This window comes from Roseburia sp. OM02-15, assembly GCF_003481835.1.
In the GTDB taxonomy this organism is placed as follows: Bacteria; Bacillota; Clostridia; order Lachnospirales; family Lachnospiraceae; genus Eubacterium_I; species Eubacterium_I ramulus_A.
Genome location: NZ_QULX01000003.1, coordinates 227,372 through 245,270, shown reverse-complemented (window position 1 = coordinate 245,270; position 17,899 = coordinate 227,372). Strand labels below are relative to the sequence as shown.

Annotated in this window: 19 protein-coding genes; 18 read left to right on the top strand and 1 reads right to left on the bottom strand. The window is 43.3% G+C overall.

From position 1 onward, the window contains the following. Positions 1-41: 41 nt before the first annotated feature. Complete coding sequence (locus tag DXB15_RS04605; protein WP_118702198.1) at positions 42-800, top strand: hypothetical protein; 759 nt, start codon at positions 42-44, stop codon at positions 798-800. An 81-nt stretch (positions 801-881) separates the two neighbouring features. On the opposite strand, the gene DXB15_RS04600 is transcribed toward DXB15_RS04605, so the two are convergent. Beyond that, complete coding sequence (locus tag DXB15_RS04600; RefSeq protein WP_118702197.1) at positions 882-2,084, bottom strand: bacteriophage abortive infection AbiH family protein; 1,203 nt, start codon at positions 2,082-2,084, stop codon at positions 882-884. Positions 2,085-2,251: 167 nt separating this feature from the next. On the opposite strand from DXB15_RS04600, the gene DXB15_RS04595 reads away from it, so the two are divergent. The 17 genes from DXB15_RS04595 to DXB15_RS04525 all read left to right on the top strand — a co-directional run bounded on the left by DXB15_RS04595 (position 2,252) and on the right by DXB15_RS04525 (position 17,865). After that, positions 2,252-3,055 (top strand): endonuclease/exonuclease/phosphatase family protein, encoded by an 804-nt coding sequence (locus DXB15_RS04595; RefSeq protein WP_118702196.1) that lies wholly within the window; start codon positions 2,252-2,254, stop codon positions 3,053-3,055. After that, positions 3,045-4,031 (top strand): TOPRIM nucleotidyl transferase/hydrolase domain-containing protein, encoded by a 987-nt coding sequence (locus tag DXB15_RS04590; RefSeq protein WP_022036230.1) that lies wholly within the window; start codon positions 3,045-3,047, stop codon positions 4,029-4,031. The genes DXB15_RS04595 and DXB15_RS04590 overlap by 11 nt, the downstream gene beginning before the upstream one ends. Positions 4,032-4,264: 233 nt before the next feature. Continuing rightward, positions 4,265-6,808: a SpaA isopeptide-forming pilin-related protein gene (locus tag DXB15_RS04585; protein WP_118702195.1), complete on the top strand. Its 2,544-nt coding sequence runs from the start codon at positions 4,265-4,267 to the stop codon at positions 6,806-6,808. After that, positions 6,805-7,659, top strand: coding sequence for a class C sortase (locus DXB15_RS04580; RefSeq protein ID WP_118702194.1), 855 nt, complete (start codon positions 6,805-6,807; stop codon positions 7,657-7,659). Before DXB15_RS04585 ends, DXB15_RS04580 begins: the two co-directional genes overlap by 4 nt. After that, the gene (locus DXB15_RS04575) at positions 7,656-8,564 is read left to right on the top strand and encodes a class C sortase (protein WP_118702193.1); all 909 of its coding nucleotides are present in this window, start codon (positions 7,656-7,658) and stop codon (positions 8,562-8,564) included. Before DXB15_RS04580 ends, DXB15_RS04575 begins: the two co-directional genes overlap by 4 nt. After that, positions 8,561-9,418, top strand: a complete 858-nt coding sequence (locus tag DXB15_RS04570) for a hypothetical protein (protein ID WP_118702192.1) — start codon at positions 8,561-8,563, stop codon at positions 9,416-9,418. Before DXB15_RS04575 ends, DXB15_RS04570 begins: the two co-directional genes overlap by 4 nt. 16 nt (positions 9,419-9,434) lie before the next feature. Continuing rightward, entirely contained in the window at positions 9,435-12,536 is a 3,102-nt protein-coding gene (locus DXB15_RS04565) for a SpaA isopeptide-forming pilin-related protein (RefSeq protein WP_118702191.1), read from the top strand. A 91-nt stretch (positions 12,537-12,627) separates the two neighbouring features. After that, positions 12,628-12,798 carry a hypothetical protein gene (locus DXB15_RS16895; RefSeq protein WP_022036234.1) on the top strand — a complete coding sequence of 57 codons (171 nt, stop codon included), beginning with the start codon at positions 12,628-12,630 and terminating at the stop codon, positions 12,796-12,798. Positions 12,799-12,894: 96 nt separating this feature from the next. Continuing rightward, positions 12,895-13,851 (top strand): ParM/StbA family protein, encoded by a 957-nt coding sequence (locus tag DXB15_RS04560; RefSeq protein WP_021738845.1) that lies wholly within the window; start codon positions 12,895-12,897, stop codon positions 13,849-13,851. Then, positions 13,848-14,213, top strand: coding sequence for a hypothetical protein (locus DXB15_RS04555; protein ID WP_118702190.1), 366 nt, complete (start codon positions 13,848-13,850; stop codon positions 14,211-14,213). The genes DXB15_RS04560 and DXB15_RS04555 overlap by 4 nt, the downstream gene beginning before the upstream one ends. Positions 14,214-14,236: 23 nt before the next feature. After that, positions 14,237-14,377 carry a hypothetical protein gene (locus DXB15_RS16890; protein WP_158582191.1) on the top strand — a complete coding sequence of 47 codons (141 nt, stop codon included), beginning with the start codon at positions 14,237-14,239 and terminating at the stop codon, positions 14,375-14,377. A gap of 29 nt (positions 14,378-14,406) precedes the next feature. Beyond that, positions 14,407-15,012: a signal peptidase I gene (gene lepB, locus DXB15_RS04550; protein WP_118702189.1), complete on the top strand. Its 606-nt coding sequence runs from the start codon at positions 14,407-14,409 to the stop codon at positions 15,010-15,012. Positions 15,013-15,015: 3 nt separating this feature from the next. Next, complete coding sequence (locus DXB15_RS04545) at positions 15,016-15,333, top strand: hypothetical protein (protein WP_147404766.1); 318 nt, start codon at positions 15,016-15,018, stop codon at positions 15,331-15,333. A 211-nt stretch (positions 15,334-15,544) separates the two neighbouring features. Continuing rightward, positions 15,545-16,228, top strand: coding sequence for a single-stranded DNA-binding protein (gene ssb, locus DXB15_RS04540; RefSeq protein ID WP_118702187.1), 684 nt, complete (start codon positions 15,545-15,547; stop codon positions 16,226-16,228). Between the two features lie 65 nt (positions 16,229-16,293). Continuing rightward, positions 16,294-17,196, top strand: coding sequence for a hypothetical protein (locus tag DXB15_RS04535; protein WP_118702186.1), 903 nt, complete (start codon positions 16,294-16,296; stop codon positions 17,194-17,196). Further along, positions 17,174-17,452: a hypothetical protein gene (locus tag DXB15_RS04530; RefSeq protein ID WP_118702185.1), complete on the top strand. Its 279-nt coding sequence runs from the start codon at positions 17,174-17,176 to the stop codon at positions 17,450-17,452. The genes DXB15_RS04535 and DXB15_RS04530 overlap by 23 nt, the downstream gene beginning before the upstream one ends. Positions 17,453-17,529: 77 nt before the next feature. Continuing rightward, on the top strand, positions 17,530-17,865 hold the full coding sequence (locus tag DXB15_RS04525; protein WP_109216528.1) for a nucleotidyltransferase domain-containing protein: 336 nt from the start codon (positions 17,530-17,532) through the stop codon (positions 17,863-17,865). The last annotated feature ends 34 nt before the right edge of the window (positions 17,866-17,899 follow it).

Sequence of the window (17,899 nt, the reverse complement as noted above, 5' to 3'; positions counted from 1 at the left end):
TATAAAATACTTATTGTGTAATTACATAGAAAGAGTTTGCGGTGGCAAAGTCCACAATGAGCCGGCATCTGGCAGTGTTAAAGCAGATGGATATCATAAAAGATGAGGGGAAACTGACACTGACGGATCATGGGAAAGAACTGGCAAAACGATATGAGGAAGAGAGCGTACTGCTTCAGAAATGGTTTGGGCAATACTTGCCGGAGTGTTCCGAACAGGATAAACATGACAGCGCCCAAAACATGGTAGTGGCATTGACACCTGACTTTAAGGCGAAAATGTTGGAAAAAATAGCGGATATGGTACAGAAAAACAGTATGTACGACCAGATCGACAGCAGGGGTACTCTGGAATTTAAGGATATCGTGGAATATATGGTGCCAGGAGATTATCCGGTGGCATTTGTCATCCAGAAAACGGAACAATCAAAGGATGATAGTCCATTTTCCATGGCAGACCGGGGATTTGAGCATCCGGCTGTTTTGAATGTGAGTCAGGACGGAACGGGTGTATTGACTTTAAAACCAGTAACGATAGAGCGGCGGAATCTGATGGAAAAGATCTTTTATTCCGGAAAGCTGATGAAGCTGGAGTATGAGACAAAATCAGATGTATTTGTCCCGGCAGAAGGAGAAGACGGTCGTTATGAAATACCGGCAGATGCGCTGCAGTATACTTATCATAAAGAGGAACGGCAGATGATCGGCAGTGTGAAGCTGAAAATGTATGCGCTACTGGCAAATAAGCAGTTGCATGTAAGAACGGCAGCTCTTAGTATCTTGATGCATGGATTCTGGTAAAAGTGAAGAATAATTACATAGTAATTAGAATGTAAGTAGAGGAATGTATGATCAATTTGATTGTACATTCCTCTACTGTCATTATTCTATTATTTTGCATGCTTTATTTGAAACCATATTTTGTTGATGTTTAAAACAAATTTGTCTAGGAACATTATTAATCATGGAAATGAATTTATCTTGCCCAAGCATTTTTACTAAATTAGCAATTTGTTGAGTTTGTTGTTGCTTATCATAGTAAAAAACGGTTGTTTTAACATCTTTTCTGTCGATGAATTTCATAAGGACATCTTTATCAGTCACGTCTAATGAATGCCCAAAAATGTAAACATTGTGAAGAAAATCAGAAGTTGTATCTTGTGATTTTGGATACTGATCTAATTTTTGGGTAATAGAATTCATTTTGTAAATCCAGTCGTTATAAAGAAAACCGGTTTCTTTTAAAATTCTTTGAGTAAATTTTTTATAAATATTATAATTTGTATGTAAATCTTTTTCTGGTGAATGATAGTATTCATCGATACCTAAAATCATGTTATTAGGAGTATCCAAAGTATGAGTTTCTCCATGTATAAAGTGTATGCATTGATTTTTAGCATATACTTTAGTATATGTATGGGTATAATTGAAACATAAAATAGCGTGGGGCAGAATTCCTTTAATATCTGGAGAAAGATAGGAGATAGGAAATTGTTCAACGTCAACACACTCAATCAAATAGATTTCCATACAACGGATAAATCGTTCAAGATCATAATATGAGTTATCCAGAAACTCCCGGCATGTGGAGAAATTTTTCCCTGTCTGCTTTAGTTGCTCTAAAAAAATTTCCATTTTATCATCAAGAGTAGTTTTAAATTGTATATTAAAAGGCTGATATAGATTTTCTTGATAACGATCTATTTGTTCGATGATGTGGCTTATTTCACTTTCAAAATCAATCCAGTTAATCCCCTTCATTATTCCCTTAATATATATAATCCACAAGTAATTGAACCATATATTATCATCTAATTTATCGCATAATTCTTGCATAAGTATAACAGATTTATGGTTGTTATTTTCTTCGGAGGATGAATTACATTGCTGACATACATTTTTGATATAGTTTTTGACATAGTTATTTACTGGGTATGTATTGAAAAAAATATCATCTAAAGTATTCGAGCAGTTTGGTGAATGAAAATTTGCTTTAATATGATGAAAAAAATGCAAAAAGTCTATATAAGTAGTAGGCAGTTTATGAGCTAGATCAAAACCGTTACCGATTATTAAAATATCCATGATAGTTCTTCTCCTTAGTTTGATATAAATTTTAGTTGCGGACAAAAAAAGTTTCTATTATGATAATAACATATACAAATTGAAAATGAAAAGATTAATTTATATGTTGTTAGGGAAGAAATATAAGCATTGTATATACAAATTATAGGAAAAGAGGGTGAGATGGTGTGCTCAATGTTTTGTTTTGGAATCTTCATAGGAATGCACTAGAAGATTTAATTGAAACTTGCGTAGTTGAAAATGATATTGATGTTGCGATTTTTTCGGAATTTGATGGAGTAGATATTGACAAGATAGAAGAACATCTGGGAAAAATGTACAAGCATATTTTTGAAATACAAAATAATAAAAAAGTAACGCTTATAGCTAAAAATACTCTTTATGTTTCAATTGTACAGCCAGGAGAAAGATTTAATATATATAGTGTTAAAACAGGAGTGAAAGACTATCTGTTAGTAGCAATTCATTTAGAAGATAGGAGAAATTATAAAACTGCTGATAGAGTAGAAACAATAAGACATTTAGTTGCGGATATAAAGAAAACCGAAGAACTATTAAAATGTACAAATACAATAGTTATTGGAGATTTTAATGCAAATCCTTATGATGAAGAATTATTGAGTAAATATTCATTTAATGCTGTTTTGTTCAAATCGGTTATAAATAAATGTGATTTTACTAATCCGAGAAGCAAAAAGATAAAGCGTTTTTATAATCCTATTATAAATTTTTTGTCAGAAGATACCGAAATGTATGGTAGTTTTTATTATGATCAAGATTATAATACATCATACTGGCATTGTCTTGACCAGGTATTAGTTAGGAAAGATTTAGTAGATAGTGTAAGACATTTAGAATATATAAAAAGAATAGATACGAATAATTTATTAAAAAATTCAATTCCTAATAGCAAAATAAGTGATCATTTACCTTTGCTAGTTAAATTGGAGGAGGTTGGAAATGGAGTATAAAAATTATTGGAATATTAATAAAGATACATTAGAAGATTTGGAGTATACGGATAATATTAGCGGAATTATGGAAGCACAAGCAAAATATTTATTTACATATACACAAGGAAAAGTATTTGCTGTTTTCGATGAAATGAAAATAGATGGTTCTTTGAGTGACAATATTAGTGTTATGTCTAATGCTATGAAAGTGATTTCTGGAGTAGTTGGATTTCAACAAAAGGTTAGTAAAACATCTGCCGATGAGTTACTTGATGCAAATTCCATGTATTTTGATAAAAGGTATGGGTTTGAAATTTGTACGGAAAAATATAGATTTAGATTATTTGAGTTAAGAATGAAACCAATATATCCAATCGAGATTATTATTGATGCGGGAATCTGCGAAAATATAAAAAATGAATTAGATAAAATTGCTATTCCAATGGAAAAATCGAATCAATATATTCTTGTTGATGAAGAATGTTTTTGTAATGTATTACAGAAAATTTTACAGGACAGAAAAGTGCATTATATTATTAGTGAATTACAAAGGCGTATGAATCATCAAGAAGAGAGCATACCTAGAAAGGTAATTATCTGTGAAGGACAAACAGATGAAATAATTCTTCAAGCAATAGCAAGAAAACTTGATAAAAAAGTTACGATTGTTGTAGCTAATGGTAAATATAATGTGCCTTCTGTTTTTGATGCTGTAAAAGGTAAAAATGATAAATCAGAGATTTTACTAGTAGTTGATTCAAATGGGGAAGAAGATGAAACAAGGAAAATGATTACTGACGATATGGGAAGTGAAGGCTATGAGTTAGCAGTAATAAATAATTCTATAGAAGATTGGTTCATGCCGGAAGTTACAGATTTTAGTAAAATGAAATTAATATATGTAATAGATTCAATTCTTGAAACTATGGATTGGGATAGTTTGAAAGAAAATCAACAATCATTTGCTGATGTTGTTGAATTTTTAGAAAAGTAAATAGAACAAGGATCTTAGCAGGTAGCGAAAGCTGCCTGCTATTTTTAGTTGTCCCAAAATTGCAATCGACGTATATCAATAATAGCAGGTAGAGATAGAGAGACAGCATGATGGGATGCTCTACTCTGCAAATCCCCCAAGGGGAAAGCGTATGGCCATACGGAAAAAGAAGCAACTTTTGAAAAAAATCAAGAGCGGAAAGGAGCAGGCGGAATCATCCGCCAGATGAGAGAATGAGCTATATCAAATTTTTAAAGCATGGAAAACGCATGGGTGTCGTTGCTGTTGCAGGTCTGTTGGCATTGGCACCGGTATCATCGACTGTGTATGCAGCAACATCGGCTGTGACTACCAATAATACGGCAACCAAGAACGATTTGCTGAATGCGGATATCATCGATGAATCAAAAACAGGATCTATCTCCATATATAAATACGACATTACTGCGGCGGAGGCAGCAGGCGATTATAAGGCGGGGACTTATAAGGCAACCGGAGAAGCAGACAGCAGAGTGGAAAGTACCTTAAAGGATTATGCAATCGAAGGGGTGCAGTTTTCTTACCTGCGTGTTGGAAACGTGGAGACACACAGTGTGCAGGAAGGCACCGGAACAACCGTTGAGCTTGTTTATGAGATTCCGACAGAATTGGCAAAGATCCTTGGACTTACAGGAAAAGATAACGTTGACATGACAGGCGAAAAAGAAGCAAATCCCTGCCATAACACCGGCGTCTACCATGTGACAAGCCAGAAGATTGCGGATGCCATGGAAGCTCTGTTAAAAGAAGATAATGTGGCGGCAAAAAATGCGCTGGAATCTTACTTGTATGATTATGGAACTGAAGACTCCACAACGGATCAGAAAACAAAAGCAGGAGTCGTTAATCTTCCAAAGACAGATAAGAACGGCTATACCCATGCGGAGGACCTGCAGCTTGGCTTATACCTGTTTGTGGAGACAGAGGTTCCAGAACAGGTAGTAGAGACCGTTAATCCATGGTTCGTCCAGCTTCCATTTACCAATACTAGCGCTCAGACCAGTGAGGACGGTGTCAGCTATGGGAGCAATGGAAGCCATGCGGAAGATGGGGTGACCAATTCTGAAAGTGCGGATGGCACACAGGCGCATGAGTCTGGCGGGGAATCCTGGCTGTATGATATGGTCGTCTACCCGAAAAACCAGACCGGAAATCCAACACTGGATAAAAGTGTCCGCAATGCTTACAGCAATACGATCTCAGAAGCATCCGGTGTAGCATCCAAAACAGATAAGAACATGACCGTACATACCGGATCTGATTATATCTCACGTAATGATTCGGATTCCCTGGTTGTATTTAATAAGGACACCAATGCCAAGAATACGGAAGATATCAATGCGGAGAAATATGTCGCCAACCGCGGGGGATATACCGCGGATGGCGTGACTGCAGGGAAAGGTGGCGCAGGTTACAGTGAAGATTTTGCTTACCGGGACACAACAACGGCATCGGAAGGGGATGTGCTGGACTACATTTTGGTTTCCAAATTACCGCACATCGGCTCCAAGGCAACCTTCCTCAGCGAATATACCTTTACGGATACCTTATCGAAAGGTATTTCATACAACAGGGATCTGAAGATCGCATTTTACAATAATGCTGAGGATGCGAACGCGAATAACACGAAGAATGCCGTATTACTCTGGAATCTTTCTTCCGGGGACTATTCCCAGGAGTATGTTGATGTGACGGTGCAGGACCCGGATACCGGAGCAGTGACGACGGACGGTTCCACATGCCTGAAACTCTCTTTTACGGAAGCCGGTTTAAATGTAATCAATGGAACCGGAACCAATAACCCGGAGGGGGCAGATGATCTGGATGGATTATCAGATTATTACATGGTGGCTTATTATACGGCAACAGTCCATTCGGATGATTCCGTCGTCTTGGGCGATGAAGGAAATCCAAACGATGTCAATCTGGTCTGGAGCAGGACATCGGACGGTTACTATAACATGCTGGAAGATAAAAATTATGTGTACTCTTATGGATTAGACCTCACAAAGACATTTTCAGACAAAAAAGGTCATTACGAGAATGTGCAGTTCAAATTGTATAACGCTTCGGATGCGTACTATGTTGTGGCAGAACCGTCAGAAACCGAAGATGGCGTGTATTATGTGACCGGAAAAACAACCGATGAAACAAAAGCAACCACGTTTATCCCGAATGCCGAGACCGGAAAGATCCTGGTCAATGGAACAGAGGCAGATGAATACCAGTTGACGGAAGTAGCTACGGACGATGGTTACAACTTGCTGAAAGACCAGATCGTAGTAGACATTACCGCAACAGACCGGGATGTAATCGCCTCCGTCGCGGGTGTTACCGGAATGGATGCCGAAGCTGCGGCTGAAATCGTCAAAAATTACCATGGCGGAATTTATGATGAAAACGGCAATCTGGTCACGAACCAGTTGGATGAACTGCTTCAGGTTGCAGCAGGAGCTCCTAATAGTGAGGTTGCAAATGGACGGACCATCGGAAAGACTGATCTGTATGTAGGGGCGATCAAACCGGCATCCGCAACGGTCGATAAAAAGGATGCGGCAATGACAGAAGATAACGCAAAAGTCCTGCTGACCGTCAATAACACGAAAGGATTTTTATTACCACAGACCGGCGGTATGGGACTGTATCTGGTCACGATCATTGGCGTGGTTGCAGTGGCAGGCGGTTGTTACCTTGTTACCCGTAAAAGAGAACTCCACATCAATCTCAAGAAGAAATGAAACAAAAATGGAAAAAAAGGGTGGCCGCGATCCTGCTGATCCTTGGTGGGATTAGTTTGGTCGGCTATCCATGGATCAGTGACTGGTGCTACCGGGTCCATACACAGTCCAGTGTAGCAGTCTATGCGGCAGAAGCAAAAGAGCAGTCAGATGTGAAGGCACAACTTATGCAGGATGCCATTGCATACAATACATGGCTGTCGGAAGCACACATAACCCTGTCAGATCCTTTTTCCGGAGCCCAGATCGTGGAGAAACCGGAGCTTCCCTATACCTCCCAGTTAGCACTGGATGATTCTGGAATCCTCGCTTTTATAGAGATCCCAAAGATTCATGTATATCTGCCAGTATATCACACGACTTCAGCGGAGGTGTTACAGTGGGGAGCAGGACATATGGAAGGAACGGCGCTGCCAGTTGGCGGCGCCGGAAACCGTCCGGTGATCTCGGCACACTCCGGCATGAACCGGGCACAGATGTTCAGTGATCTTTCAGACCTTGAAACCGGGGATCTGTTTTTGATCCACGTGCTGGATGAGACACTGACGTATCAGGTGTGCGACATGGAAGTGATCCTGCCGGAAGATTCCCAGGCACTGGCACCCGAAAAAGACAGGGATCTGGTGTCCCTTGTTACCTGCACGCCCTATGGCATCAATACGCATCGGCTGGTGGTCACCGGAGAGCGGACCTATGAGATGGCAAGCGGACAGGAGACAGAGGACAAGGTTAGTTCTACCTGGAGGCATGCTTACCTTAATGCCCTGTTACTTGGTTTCGGTATAGCAGGCGGTGCAGGTGTCATGATTCGGATCTTAAGTCGGCACAGACGGAAAGTGAGGGAGCAATGAAAAAGCGACTGTTGTGTGGCATCCTGCTCATAGCACTTGGTGCAGGCGTGTATTTCTATCCGGACTGGAGTGCTGTCCGGACAAAACACCAACAGGAGCAGGTGATCCGGCAGTTTCAATCGGAAGGATCTATATCTGACATGCAGCAGGAGCAGGAAGCGGAAAACGAGGATACCGTATGGACGGAGACAGTATTAGAGCAGAGCAAAGCCTATAATGAGACGCTTTTTGAGACGGAGCAGGCTGCATTTCGGGATGCCGAAGCGGTGAAGGTGGTTCCAGATTTTTTCCCGGATGCCAGGGAGCCGATTGGAATTCTTTCTATCCCTGCTATGGACTGTACCCTGCCGCTCTATGTGGGAGCGACCGATGCCCATTTAAACCTTGGTACAGCAGTGCTTGGTGGAACATCCCTGCCGGTTGGCGGGAAGAATACCAACAGCGTGATCGCGGCACACCGAGGGTGGAAAAACGGCAAGTATTTTAAGGAGATCGAAAAGCTCCGACCAGGGAATGCGGTCTTTGTGGAGAACCCATGGGAAACGCTTTGTTATAAGGTGGAAGCCTGTGAGGTGATCGCACCGACTGATAGTGAAAGGTTAAAGATCCAGGAGGGACGTGACATGCTCACCCTGATCACCTGTCATCCTTATAGATCCCATGGGGCATCCCGGTACGTGGTGTATTGTGTGCGGACGGAAAGCGGACAGGGATCTTTTACTGTAACAGAAAGTGGAGACGAAAAGAGAGAGGAGCAACCGATAGAGGATGCTTCCACACCGGATATCCAAAGGGAACTTTGGTGCCGGAGGATCGGTGTGTGCCTGATCCTTGGCTGTATCTGCATGGCCTGTGTGCAGACAGGAAAGCACTTGAGAAAAAAACAAAGGAGGAAGAAAGCGTGAAACAGAGAGCAAAGAGGCTGTTTTTTACTGGTCTGATGGTGTGCGCCATGGCAGCTTCGTTGGTGCCTGCACAGGCAGCGACGATCAAGGAAGCCAGCGTGACCTGGAAAGAGGTGTCACAGGACATTAATGATAAAAATCAGTATGTATATGATACGGATAAAACAGATGCAACCATGCCGTCACTGGTCCTGCCAAAAAGCAGTACCGGTGTACTCGGCTATATCGACCGGGGCATCGTGCAGAAAAATACCGGTTCCCTGCTTGTTCCAAACTGGGAGGGCTGGTGGCATATGAAGGGCGGCTGGAAACAGGACACCAATGGTCTGATCCAGTTGGATGATGGCGGATGGTATCAGTTTTCTAACGGAAGATTACAGGTATCGGAAAATGAAACGGCAAAAAACAGCAGTAAAGGATGGCTGTTTTTACGGGATGGAAAAGCGGACCTGTCTTATAGAGGACTGGTCGCAAACGAGAATGGGATCTTCTGGGCGGATAATGGTGTGGTAACGACCACGAAAACAGAAGTCGTGAAAGATACCATTGGGATCACACCAGATGCAGGATGGATCTATGTGAAAAACGGGGTGTTTGACGCATCTGCGAACACTGTTGCAAATAATAAAAACGGCTGGTGGATGATCCGCGATGGCGTGGTTGATTTTAACTATACCGGATTGGCGAAAAATGATGCCGGCTGGTGGTATCTGCAGGATGGAAAAGTGAATTTCAATTATAACGGTGTCGTCCAGAATGAAAATGGTATCTGGTATGTGCAGGGTGGCAACGTCAAATTCGATTATAACGGTCATGCATACGGCTATTATTTTAGCGGCGGCTGTGCACAGTAAGGAGGCGATGTAAAAAATGCGTATGAAAAAGATACCTGTCCGGATGCTTGCCATCCTGCTGGTGTGTATGACGGTGCTTTTGAGCGTATGCCTGGAAGTGTTATCCGTTCCGGCAATGGCGGCAGAAGAGAAGGCAGCATGTTATACCGTTCGGATTGCACATGTGGAACATGGCAGTATTGCACTCAAGGAAGATGACAATCTGCAGGCAGGAAACCAGATCCATCTGCAGGTTACCCCGCAGGAGGGCTATCACTTAGAGTCCCTTACCGTAGCAACCAGTGAAGGGACAGCACTTGCCGTTACGGACACGGATGGGGCGGAGGTAATGGATGGAGCTTATCCGGATACCATGCTCTTTGTCATGCCGGAAGATGATGTAACGGTAACTGGGACATTTGTGTCGGAAAATGATGCTGCGGATACAGCGGGTCCCGATACTGTGCTTCCGGAAGAAATATTTTCCATGGCCGGTGTCGATACACCGCTGGCAGCAACCATGAACAGTGCGGAGCGTGCGATCAGTCGGGCTGCAAGCAGTGCAACACTTACCAAATATGAGAACCAGTTCTCCTGTTACCATAAGGACGGAAGTTGGGATTGTACGGAATCTTACCTGATGCTTGGCAATCAGTTGGCATGGTGTATCGAGCCTTCCGTCAATATCGGAGCTTCCGGTGGCACTTACGGGCTGAATGGGGATGCGGCGCAATGGCTGATGGATAAGTACGGATGGAGCTATAAAAAGACGAACAATTTAACCAAAGCGGTCTATTTAGCAAAAAGTTATTATGGTAATGACTGGCTATGCAGTTATGTCCTTGTCCAAAACCTGATCTGGTCCGAGATCAAGGAAAATGAAAGCCCGGCAAATTACGGACGATACGTTTTGACGGACGGGGCAAGGAATACCGCACATAACTGTCAGCATTTAAACACAAGAGCCAAGGTGGATGCTGCCATTGCGGATGTCTGGAACCGGTTTTATTCTTACAACAAGCTGCCTTCTTTTGACGGATGGACGGTGTATGCCACTGCCGGACAGTCATACTGGCTTAAGGATACTAACGGGGTAGTGAATGATACGTCCTTTACGGCACAGTCTGGCGTAACGGTCTCCAAAGGATGGGATGGCAGTAATGTCGGTATCTGGATTGGTTCAGATGCGTCGATGGCAGGAAAATCCACGACGATCCATTATTATAAAAATGCGATCCCGAATAGCAGTGAACCATTTCTGATTTATACCAGAACCGGACACCAGTCCGTCAGCACGTGGACCAGTGCCATTACACCAACTTATGGTGCCATCCGGGTGGTATTTACCCGGACTTCTTACCTGCGGGCACATTATAAGGCCAGGGAGAAAGTGGCACCGTCCCTGGATATACATATCACAAAGGCGGATTCTGATACGGGTGCAGCATTAGCTGGCGCTGAATTTGCCGTTTCCATGGATGGAAAACAGGTGGCAACGGTGACTACGGATGCAGACGGAAAAGCGGCTTACCACTGGAGAGGCAATGTCCTGTGGACCGACTATGCAGAAGCCTATGAGCCGGTACTGGATTATAAAAACTGGAGCAATGCTTACAATAAGGCAAAACAGAGTGTCCTTGCTTCTGTGAATGACAAACTCAAAGCATTAAAAGAGGGGACAACCCATACATGGAAGGTGGAAGAAGTGAAGGCACCGAAAGGATATGAACGCAACGAAGAAGTCTGGGAACAGACGTTTTCTTTAAACACCCATGCAGTGGAGATCGACTTTACGGATGAACCGGAAAAGGGATTTTTGACACTGAAAAAAGCTTCTTCAGATGAAGCGTTTTCAAAAGACAATGATTGTTATAACATTAAAGGCGCTGTATACGGGGTATATCAGTCTGTCGAAGATGCCATGCAGGATGCAAACCGCGTGGAGACGCTGACGACGAAAGAGGATGGAAGCTCCAATACAGTGACGCTTCGGAGAGGAACCTATTATGTGAAAGAGTTGACCGCATCTGACGGGTACCTGCTCTGCAACGAGCAGGAAGAGAACCTTCCGGCTGGAATCCATGCCGCAACGGTGAAATCTTTAGAGACAACAACGGTTAGCTGTAAGGAAGAGCCGGCAAGTAATCCATTTGACTTATCATTGCAGAAATTAGATCTTGGCTCACATTCGGCAGAGGCACCGGGAAATGCTGCCCTGTCAGGTGCCATATTTGAGATTGCATATTATGAGAACGTGAATGGAGCAACAGACGGAACACCTGCAAAGAAATGGTATTATCGGACGGATGAGACCGGAACATTTTCAGCAACGGATAAAGAAGACCTGCTTACGACTTACCAGATGCAGGATGGCAGAACTTTACAGTCCGATGATCTGTATGAGCATGATGGAGCGATTGCTTTCCCGATTGGAACCTATACCTGTAAGGAGATATCCGCACCGGTGCATTACCAGTTATCCGGAATCATGTATTTTACTGGACAGGAAGAGACAAAAACGGATGTGACAACCGGACTGAAACTGGTGATCAGACAGGAAAAAAATGGTGTGGCACCACAGATCTATCAGGGAGAAATCGTTGGCAGTGGAAGTATCCTGGCAGAAAATCCGAAAATCGAAGCCTATGATGAGACACAGTACGGCTCCATTACGATCTACAAGAAGAGTGCGGATGAGAAGCAGATCCCGTTATCCGGGGTATCATTCCGGCTGGTCGGCGTGGATGAAGGGGATGAGCATATTGCAAGTACCGATGCAGACGGCAAAATCTGTTGGGAAGGACTGATTCCACAGGATTATGTGATCACAGAGATTAAGACAGCAGACGGGAAAAATCTCCTGAAGGATAATATCACCGTCACCCTGCCGATGGAGCTTACCGTAGAGGAAGCACAACAGCGAGGAGCAGATCTGTCACAGGCAGTCTGGGATGAGGCGGCACAGAAGTATTGTTTTTATGACCTGACATTTGAAATTGGAAATTCAGCAGTGCTTACCATGCCGATGACCGGAGGAAACACAGAAAGCATGTATGTACTTATGATCGTGGGTATCCTGGCGGCTGTTGGCGGAATCGCCCTGCTGGCACGAAACAGAAAGAAGAATCATGTGAACTAGAAAGGTTGCGGCCGCTGCATATATTTTGTGGCGGCTGCATTTTTTTATACTGAAAAAGTGGACAGAAGAAAAAAGCGAGAGGAGCAGATAAATGGAATTAAAGATCAAACTATATGAGAAAGAGGGAAAACGGTGCTGTTATATCGAAGATGGGAAGGAAAACGGGCAGGAGTACCGGGATATCTCCCTGGAATGGCTTGGCGAGATGGTGACCGAACTGTTTGTGTGTATGGAAGCGATTGAAAATAATGTCGAAAAATAGAAATATTTGTTATGAAACACATCCCAAATCCGTATATATAAATAGAGACATGTAATTACAGCATAATTACAATGTAAGATAAGGAGGAATCAAGAGATGGAAATCGCAATCGACACGGGAAACAAACAGGTCAAAACAGATCATTCAATCTCTATTTCAGGCGTGGTGCCACAGAACACCATTCCTGCAACTGCACGCCCGGAAGATTATATCAGATACCGGGGCAGATATTACACGCTGACCAATAAACGGCAGGAATATTTAAGGGACAAGTCAGAAACGGAACGTTACTTCGTTTTGGCAATGATGGGGATTGCAAAAGAGCTGGACTATAAGGAAAACCATAACGAGATCACATATGATCCGGATAAAACCTATTACATTACCATGCTTGGAGGATTGCCGCCTGCCCATATGGAGGATGCCCGTTTAAAGGACAATTTTAAAGCTTATTTTAAAACGTCGGATGCGCAATATGTGTGGTATAAGGGTAGAACGTGGCGGGTGAAGATTACAAAAGTGTATGTATACGCGCAATGTTATGCTGCCATTATGACGGTGTTTACACAAATTAAGCCATACCCACGCGTTGTTGGGATTGATATCGGTGGATTCACAACGGATTATCTGACCATGGTGCGTGGCACGATTGACATCGAGCATACGGATTCCCTAGAGCAGGGATTGACTCTTTTATATCAGACCATACATAAAAAGTGCTTAAAAAAGTTTGACGCGATCATCGAAGAGAGCGATGTGGATGCCATTTTAAGTGGGGACACCAGTCTGTATGATGAGGAGATCATTACACTGGTGGAAGAAGAAGCACAGGCATTTGTAGACAGTCTGTTATCCTCTTTTCGTGAATTTCAGATTGACCTGAAACATTCCTTCGTGGTGTTCTTAGGCGGTGGAGCGATCCTTCTGAAAAAATATATTGAGAAATCCCCATTGCTTGGCAGATATATGTTTCTGGAGGATATTAAAGGAAACGTACATGGATATAAATTGTTGTATCAGGTGATGCAAAAAAAGAAGGGTGAGCAATCATGAAAAAGAATCCCTATCAGTTTACGATCCGGTTTAACAGCACGATCGCCGGACACTGCCAGGCAGCGGCATTCTTAAACCGCTGTGGTACGCGTGCGAAGGCACATGTGATCGCGGAAGCACTGGATCTGTACCTGCGTGAGAAAAAGCAACTGTTGGGACTTTGGGAACTGGAGCGTATCGAAGCTGCGCCGGAAGTGAATGGGCAGGAGCAAAGAGAAGATAAGCGGCAGGAGAAAAAATCAGACCAGAAAAAGATTCCAAAGCCAGAGCCGGTTGTGTATGCACCGGAAGTGGAAGCACTCAATGAAGAGGACCTGGATGCGATCGCTGCATCCCTTGGTGCCTGGGATATGGAAAATTAATGAGAAATGGAGAGTACATGGATATGAAATTATTAGACGAGCTAAAGAAAATGGCAGCACTGGATCAGGCGGATAAAGAATTTTTAAAACGGACGGAAAAACGGATGGGACATTTCCTCAAAGAAGGGATCGATTTGTTTTTCTGTTTCTTCTTCCGGTTGTGATCGCCAGTCTGCCGGATAAGTGAGGGCAGATGAAAAGAAAATTACAAGAGAAAAAGAAGCAGTGGATGGAATGGTTGACCGGGCTTTTTGCGAGAGGGAAAGAGCTGATAAAAACGGTCAGGGAACATATGGCAGAACTGAGCCGGGAGCAGGAGGTGGAAGAAAGAAAAATACAGGCATTAAAGCGGATGATCCGTTATGCGGGGGAACTCCTTCTTGTACTGTTTGTATTTTGTGCGCTGATGCAGCATGTGTGGATCGGTCAGGTACAGGGGGCTTCCATGCGTCCAACCTATCAGGATGGACAGTTTATCTTACTCCTTCGTGGGAAGGAATATAACCGGGGCGATGTGGTAGGTGTGGAATATAGTGCCGGAGAAGAAAAGACCACATTGCTCAAACGGATCATTGCCATTGGTGGAGATGTGGTGTCCTGTAAGTATGGACAGTTATATGTTAACGGGCAGAAAATATCAGAATCCGATCATACAGTGGGAAAAACCTCGGATATTCCGGCACAGACGGTCCCGGACGGATCGGTATACCTGCTTGGGGATAACCGGGAGCATTCCATGGACTCCAGAAGTTTTGGCTGTATGAGCTGTGAGGACATTATCGGAAAGGTGGTGCACTAAGTGATGATCCAGACGTACCTTGAGATGATACAGGTATCGGAAAATGTACTGAAACTACTGACCATTACATATCTGTGCTGCAGCATGGTTCCAGTGCTGGCAGGCTTCCGAAAAACACTGTCTGTACAGTGGAAAAACACGCTGCTTTTTGTACGTTGCATCGGGATCATACTGTTTTTTTTGTGCCTGATGCAGATCGGGATATGGTTTATGGTAGGGAATCTAAAGACATTATCGGATTGCTTTGGAAGCCCGGTGTACCTTATCCTGGCAGTAATCAATATGATATGCTGCATCTGTGATGACCGGAAGCATATATGAAGTTTCCGCCAGAGAAAAAACGGCGTATATATTATAATATAGAAGTCTTACATGCCAATTAGGCAAGTATATAAAATGCGAAAGCATGGTTAAACAGCATGCATGGATCAGAAATGGTCTGTGTTGTGCTGTTTTTTTATTTTTCGGCAAAATCCTGAAGATACAGGTTTTGTAATAGAAATGTAGCCGTAAGGCAGAAAGTGAGGAAAAAATGAACAAGGTTGTAATGATGGGAAGACTGGTGGGAGATCCCAAGATCAGTTATTCCAAGAATGGAAATGCGATGGCGATCGCAAGGTATCGTCTGGCAGTGGCGCGAAAGAGCAAAAAGCAGGGAGAGGCGGCAGCAGATTTTTTTAGCTGTGTCGTTTTTGGCAAAAGTGCTGAATTTGCGGAGCGGTATTTACACAAAGGAACCCAGATCTGTATTTCGGGGCGGCTGCAGACAGGCAGTTATGTTAACAATGAAAACCAGAAGGTCACGACAACGGAGATCGTGGTAGAAGATACCTCGTTTGCCGGTCCGAAGCAGGAGAACACAATGCCTGGGAATGTGATGCCAAATAATCAGGGGTATGGAGCTTATGCACAGCAGCAAAACGGTTATCAGACCGGTCCAAATAACATGCAGATGCCACCAAATGGCATGGCAGGTGCAGCCCCGATGCAAAACAATGGTTATGGAGCTAATGCCGGAATGCCCGCAAATAGTGGCTATATGCCACAAAACCAAAACCAGGGAAGCTATTATGGTGGAAACCAGGGTGGCTACACACAGAACCAGGCCCAGGGGATGGCTCCAAATGCAAATGAGCCTGGTATCATGATTCCAAATGGGAACGGGTTTATGCCAATCCCAAATGGTATGGATGAAGCCTTACCATATCACTCATAGAAAATGGTCAGAGAAGCGGTTGTATTATGTAGCCGCTTCTTATTTTTAATAAGAAAGGAAGAAAGATGGGAAGAATTATATTGGAAGATGGCTCCCAGTATCTGCCGGTTAAATTCCGGATTTCGGAATTTTATCAGAAATATCCAAAAGGGAAGATCCGTACCAGTCTGATGCGGTTTGACCGCCAGAATAACAATCCTGGATTCGTGGAGTCCGTATTGATAAAGGCAGAGGTGTATCGTGATGATGCGACACTTCTTGCGGAAGCTTATTCCCAACGGAGATGTGAACCACAGGAGCCCTCTTTTTTCGAGTGCGCGGAAACAGTCGCAATCGGAAGGGCGTTGTCAGATGCCGGTTACAGCGTTTACAGTGAGGATCTGGGCGATGATCCATGTAAGAGAAAGATCATGCTGGATGATGGCAGTTTTTATCTCAAGGCGGGCTTTCGGATCGCATGGGCCAGACGGGAAATGCCACAGATGCTGATCCGAAAAGAAATACTGCTTATGACACCGTATCAGGCGATCGTCAAGGCAACAATCGAGAATGAAGGAGAAGTTTTGGCAACAGCTCATGCCATGCGCGTATGGAGTGATGCACATGCGGCGGGGCACTTCTTTTTGGAAAGTGCAGAGACAGCGGCAGTCGCGAGGGCACTGAGTATGATCGGATATGACCTGCCACCAGAGGAGAGCCATGAATGGGACGAACACGACAATTATTCAGAAGCTCCTGTAAGTGCAGACTGTTATACACAGCAGGATGGAGCAGAAGCACTGCCAGAACTTGGAACAGGACTGTCAGCACCATATTGCCAGACAGGTATGATGTCATGCCAGGATAGCGGGCAAAATCCTATTATGGTAGGAAATACCGCTGTGTATACGCGCGTACAGTATGATACAGAGAATTGCAATGGGGGCTTTGGCGGAGGTGAAAACTATGAACCGGGCTATGGAAGATAAAATCAAGGAAGGGTATTATGCCCTATGCCTTGCGATTCTCAAGGGTTATAGCGTCAATGAGGCATTTCATGCATTGGAAATGCCATATTGGAAGAAAGATCCTTCCAAAATCGACATCTGGGCGACGGCACAGGAACGGAGTGTGACAGAAACTGCAAAAGAGTGTGGATGCTCCGTCTCAACCGTAAAGCGCTGCAAGCGGATGAAATTGGAACAGCAGAGCCTGTGGGATGTTTTTGGATATGATGCGCTGTAAATTTTCATATCATGTAATGACTTTGGCGTTATGGCAAGATATAATTAAAACATAACAGGAAGGATGTGAATGACAATATGCCAGAAGCAGTAAATCATGTAGTATTCCAATTTTCCAGAGAATTAAAACGTATGTTAGGCGAACGTCTGGTTCGGGTTGTTCTGTATGGTTCTTATGCCAGAGGAACATACCACGATAATTCAGATGTTGATATTATGATTCTGGTCAAGATGTCAGAAGATGAAATCAGACAGATAAAGAACAGCATTTATGATCTTGCATTTGAAATAGAAATGGATACCGGTATTGATATTGCGCCTATCATTAAGGAAAAGCAGCAGTATGAATATTGGGTAGACACCTTACCTTTTTATAAAAATATAAAGGAAGAAGGTGTTGTCATAAGTGAGTGATGAAAGATGAATCTATCAAATTATCATATGGAAA

What these genes read in the sequence shown, in the direction of transcription:
- DXB15_RS04545 (WP_147404766.1), top strand. Translation starts at nt 15,016, where the DNA reads ATGATCCAGACGTACCTTGAGATGATACAGGTATCGGAAAATGTACTG.
- DXB15_RS04530 (WP_118702185.1), top strand. Translation starts at nt 17,174, where the DNA reads ATGAACCGGGCTATGGAAGATAAAATCAAGGAAGGGTATTATGCCCTA.
- DXB15_RS04525 (WP_109216528.1), top strand. Translation starts at nt 17,530, where the DNA reads ATGCCAGAAGCAGTAAATCATGTAGTATTCCAATTTTCCAGAGAATTA.
- DXB15_RS04560 (WP_021738845.1), top strand. Translation starts at nt 12,895, where the DNA reads ATGGAAATCGCAATCGACACGGGAAACAAACAGGTCAAAACAGATCAT.
- DXB15_RS04585 (WP_118702195.1), top strand. Translation starts at nt 4,265, where the DNA reads ATGAGCTATATCAAATTTTTAAAGCATGGAAAACGCATGGGTGTCGTT.
- DXB15_RS04590 (WP_022036230.1), top strand. Translation starts at nt 3,045, where the DNA reads ATGGAGTATAAAAATTATTGGAATATTAATAAAGATACATTAGAAGAT.
- lepB (WP_118702189.1), top strand. Translation starts at nt 14,407, where the DNA reads ATGAAAAGAAAATTACAAGAGAAAAAGAAGCAGTGGATGGAATGGTTG.
- DXB15_RS04580 (WP_118702194.1), top strand. Translation starts at nt 6,805, where the DNA reads ATGAAACAAAAATGGAAAAAAAGGGTGGCCGCGATCCTGCTGATCCTT.
- DXB15_RS16895 (WP_022036234.1), top strand. Translation starts at nt 12,628, where the DNA reads ATGGAATTAAAGATCAAACTATATGAGAAAGAGGGAAAACGGTGCTGT.
- DXB15_RS16890 (WP_158582191.1), top strand. Translation starts at nt 14,237, where the DNA reads ATGAAATTATTAGACGAGCTAAAGAAAATGGCAGCACTGGATCAGGCG.
- DXB15_RS04565 (WP_118702191.1), top strand. Translation starts at nt 9,435, where the DNA reads ATGCGTATGAAAAAGATACCTGTCCGGATGCTTGCCATCCTGCTGGTG.
- DXB15_RS04555 (WP_118702190.1), top strand. Translation starts at nt 13,848, where the DNA reads ATGAAAAAGAATCCCTATCAGTTTACGATCCGGTTTAACAGCACGATC.
- DXB15_RS04535 (WP_118702186.1), top strand. Translation starts at nt 16,294, where the DNA reads ATGGGAAGAATTATATTGGAAGATGGCTCCCAGTATCTGCCGGTTAAA.
- DXB15_RS04575 (WP_118702193.1), top strand. Translation starts at nt 7,656, where the DNA reads ATGAAAAAGCGACTGTTGTGTGGCATCCTGCTCATAGCACTTGGTGCA.
- ssb (WP_118702187.1), top strand. Translation starts at nt 15,545, where the DNA reads ATGAACAAGGTTGTAATGATGGGAAGACTGGTGGGAGATCCCAAGATC.
- DXB15_RS04600 (WP_118702197.1), bottom strand. Translation starts at nt 2,084, where the DNA reads ATGGATATTTTAATAATCGGTAACGGTTTTGATCTAGCTCATAAACTG.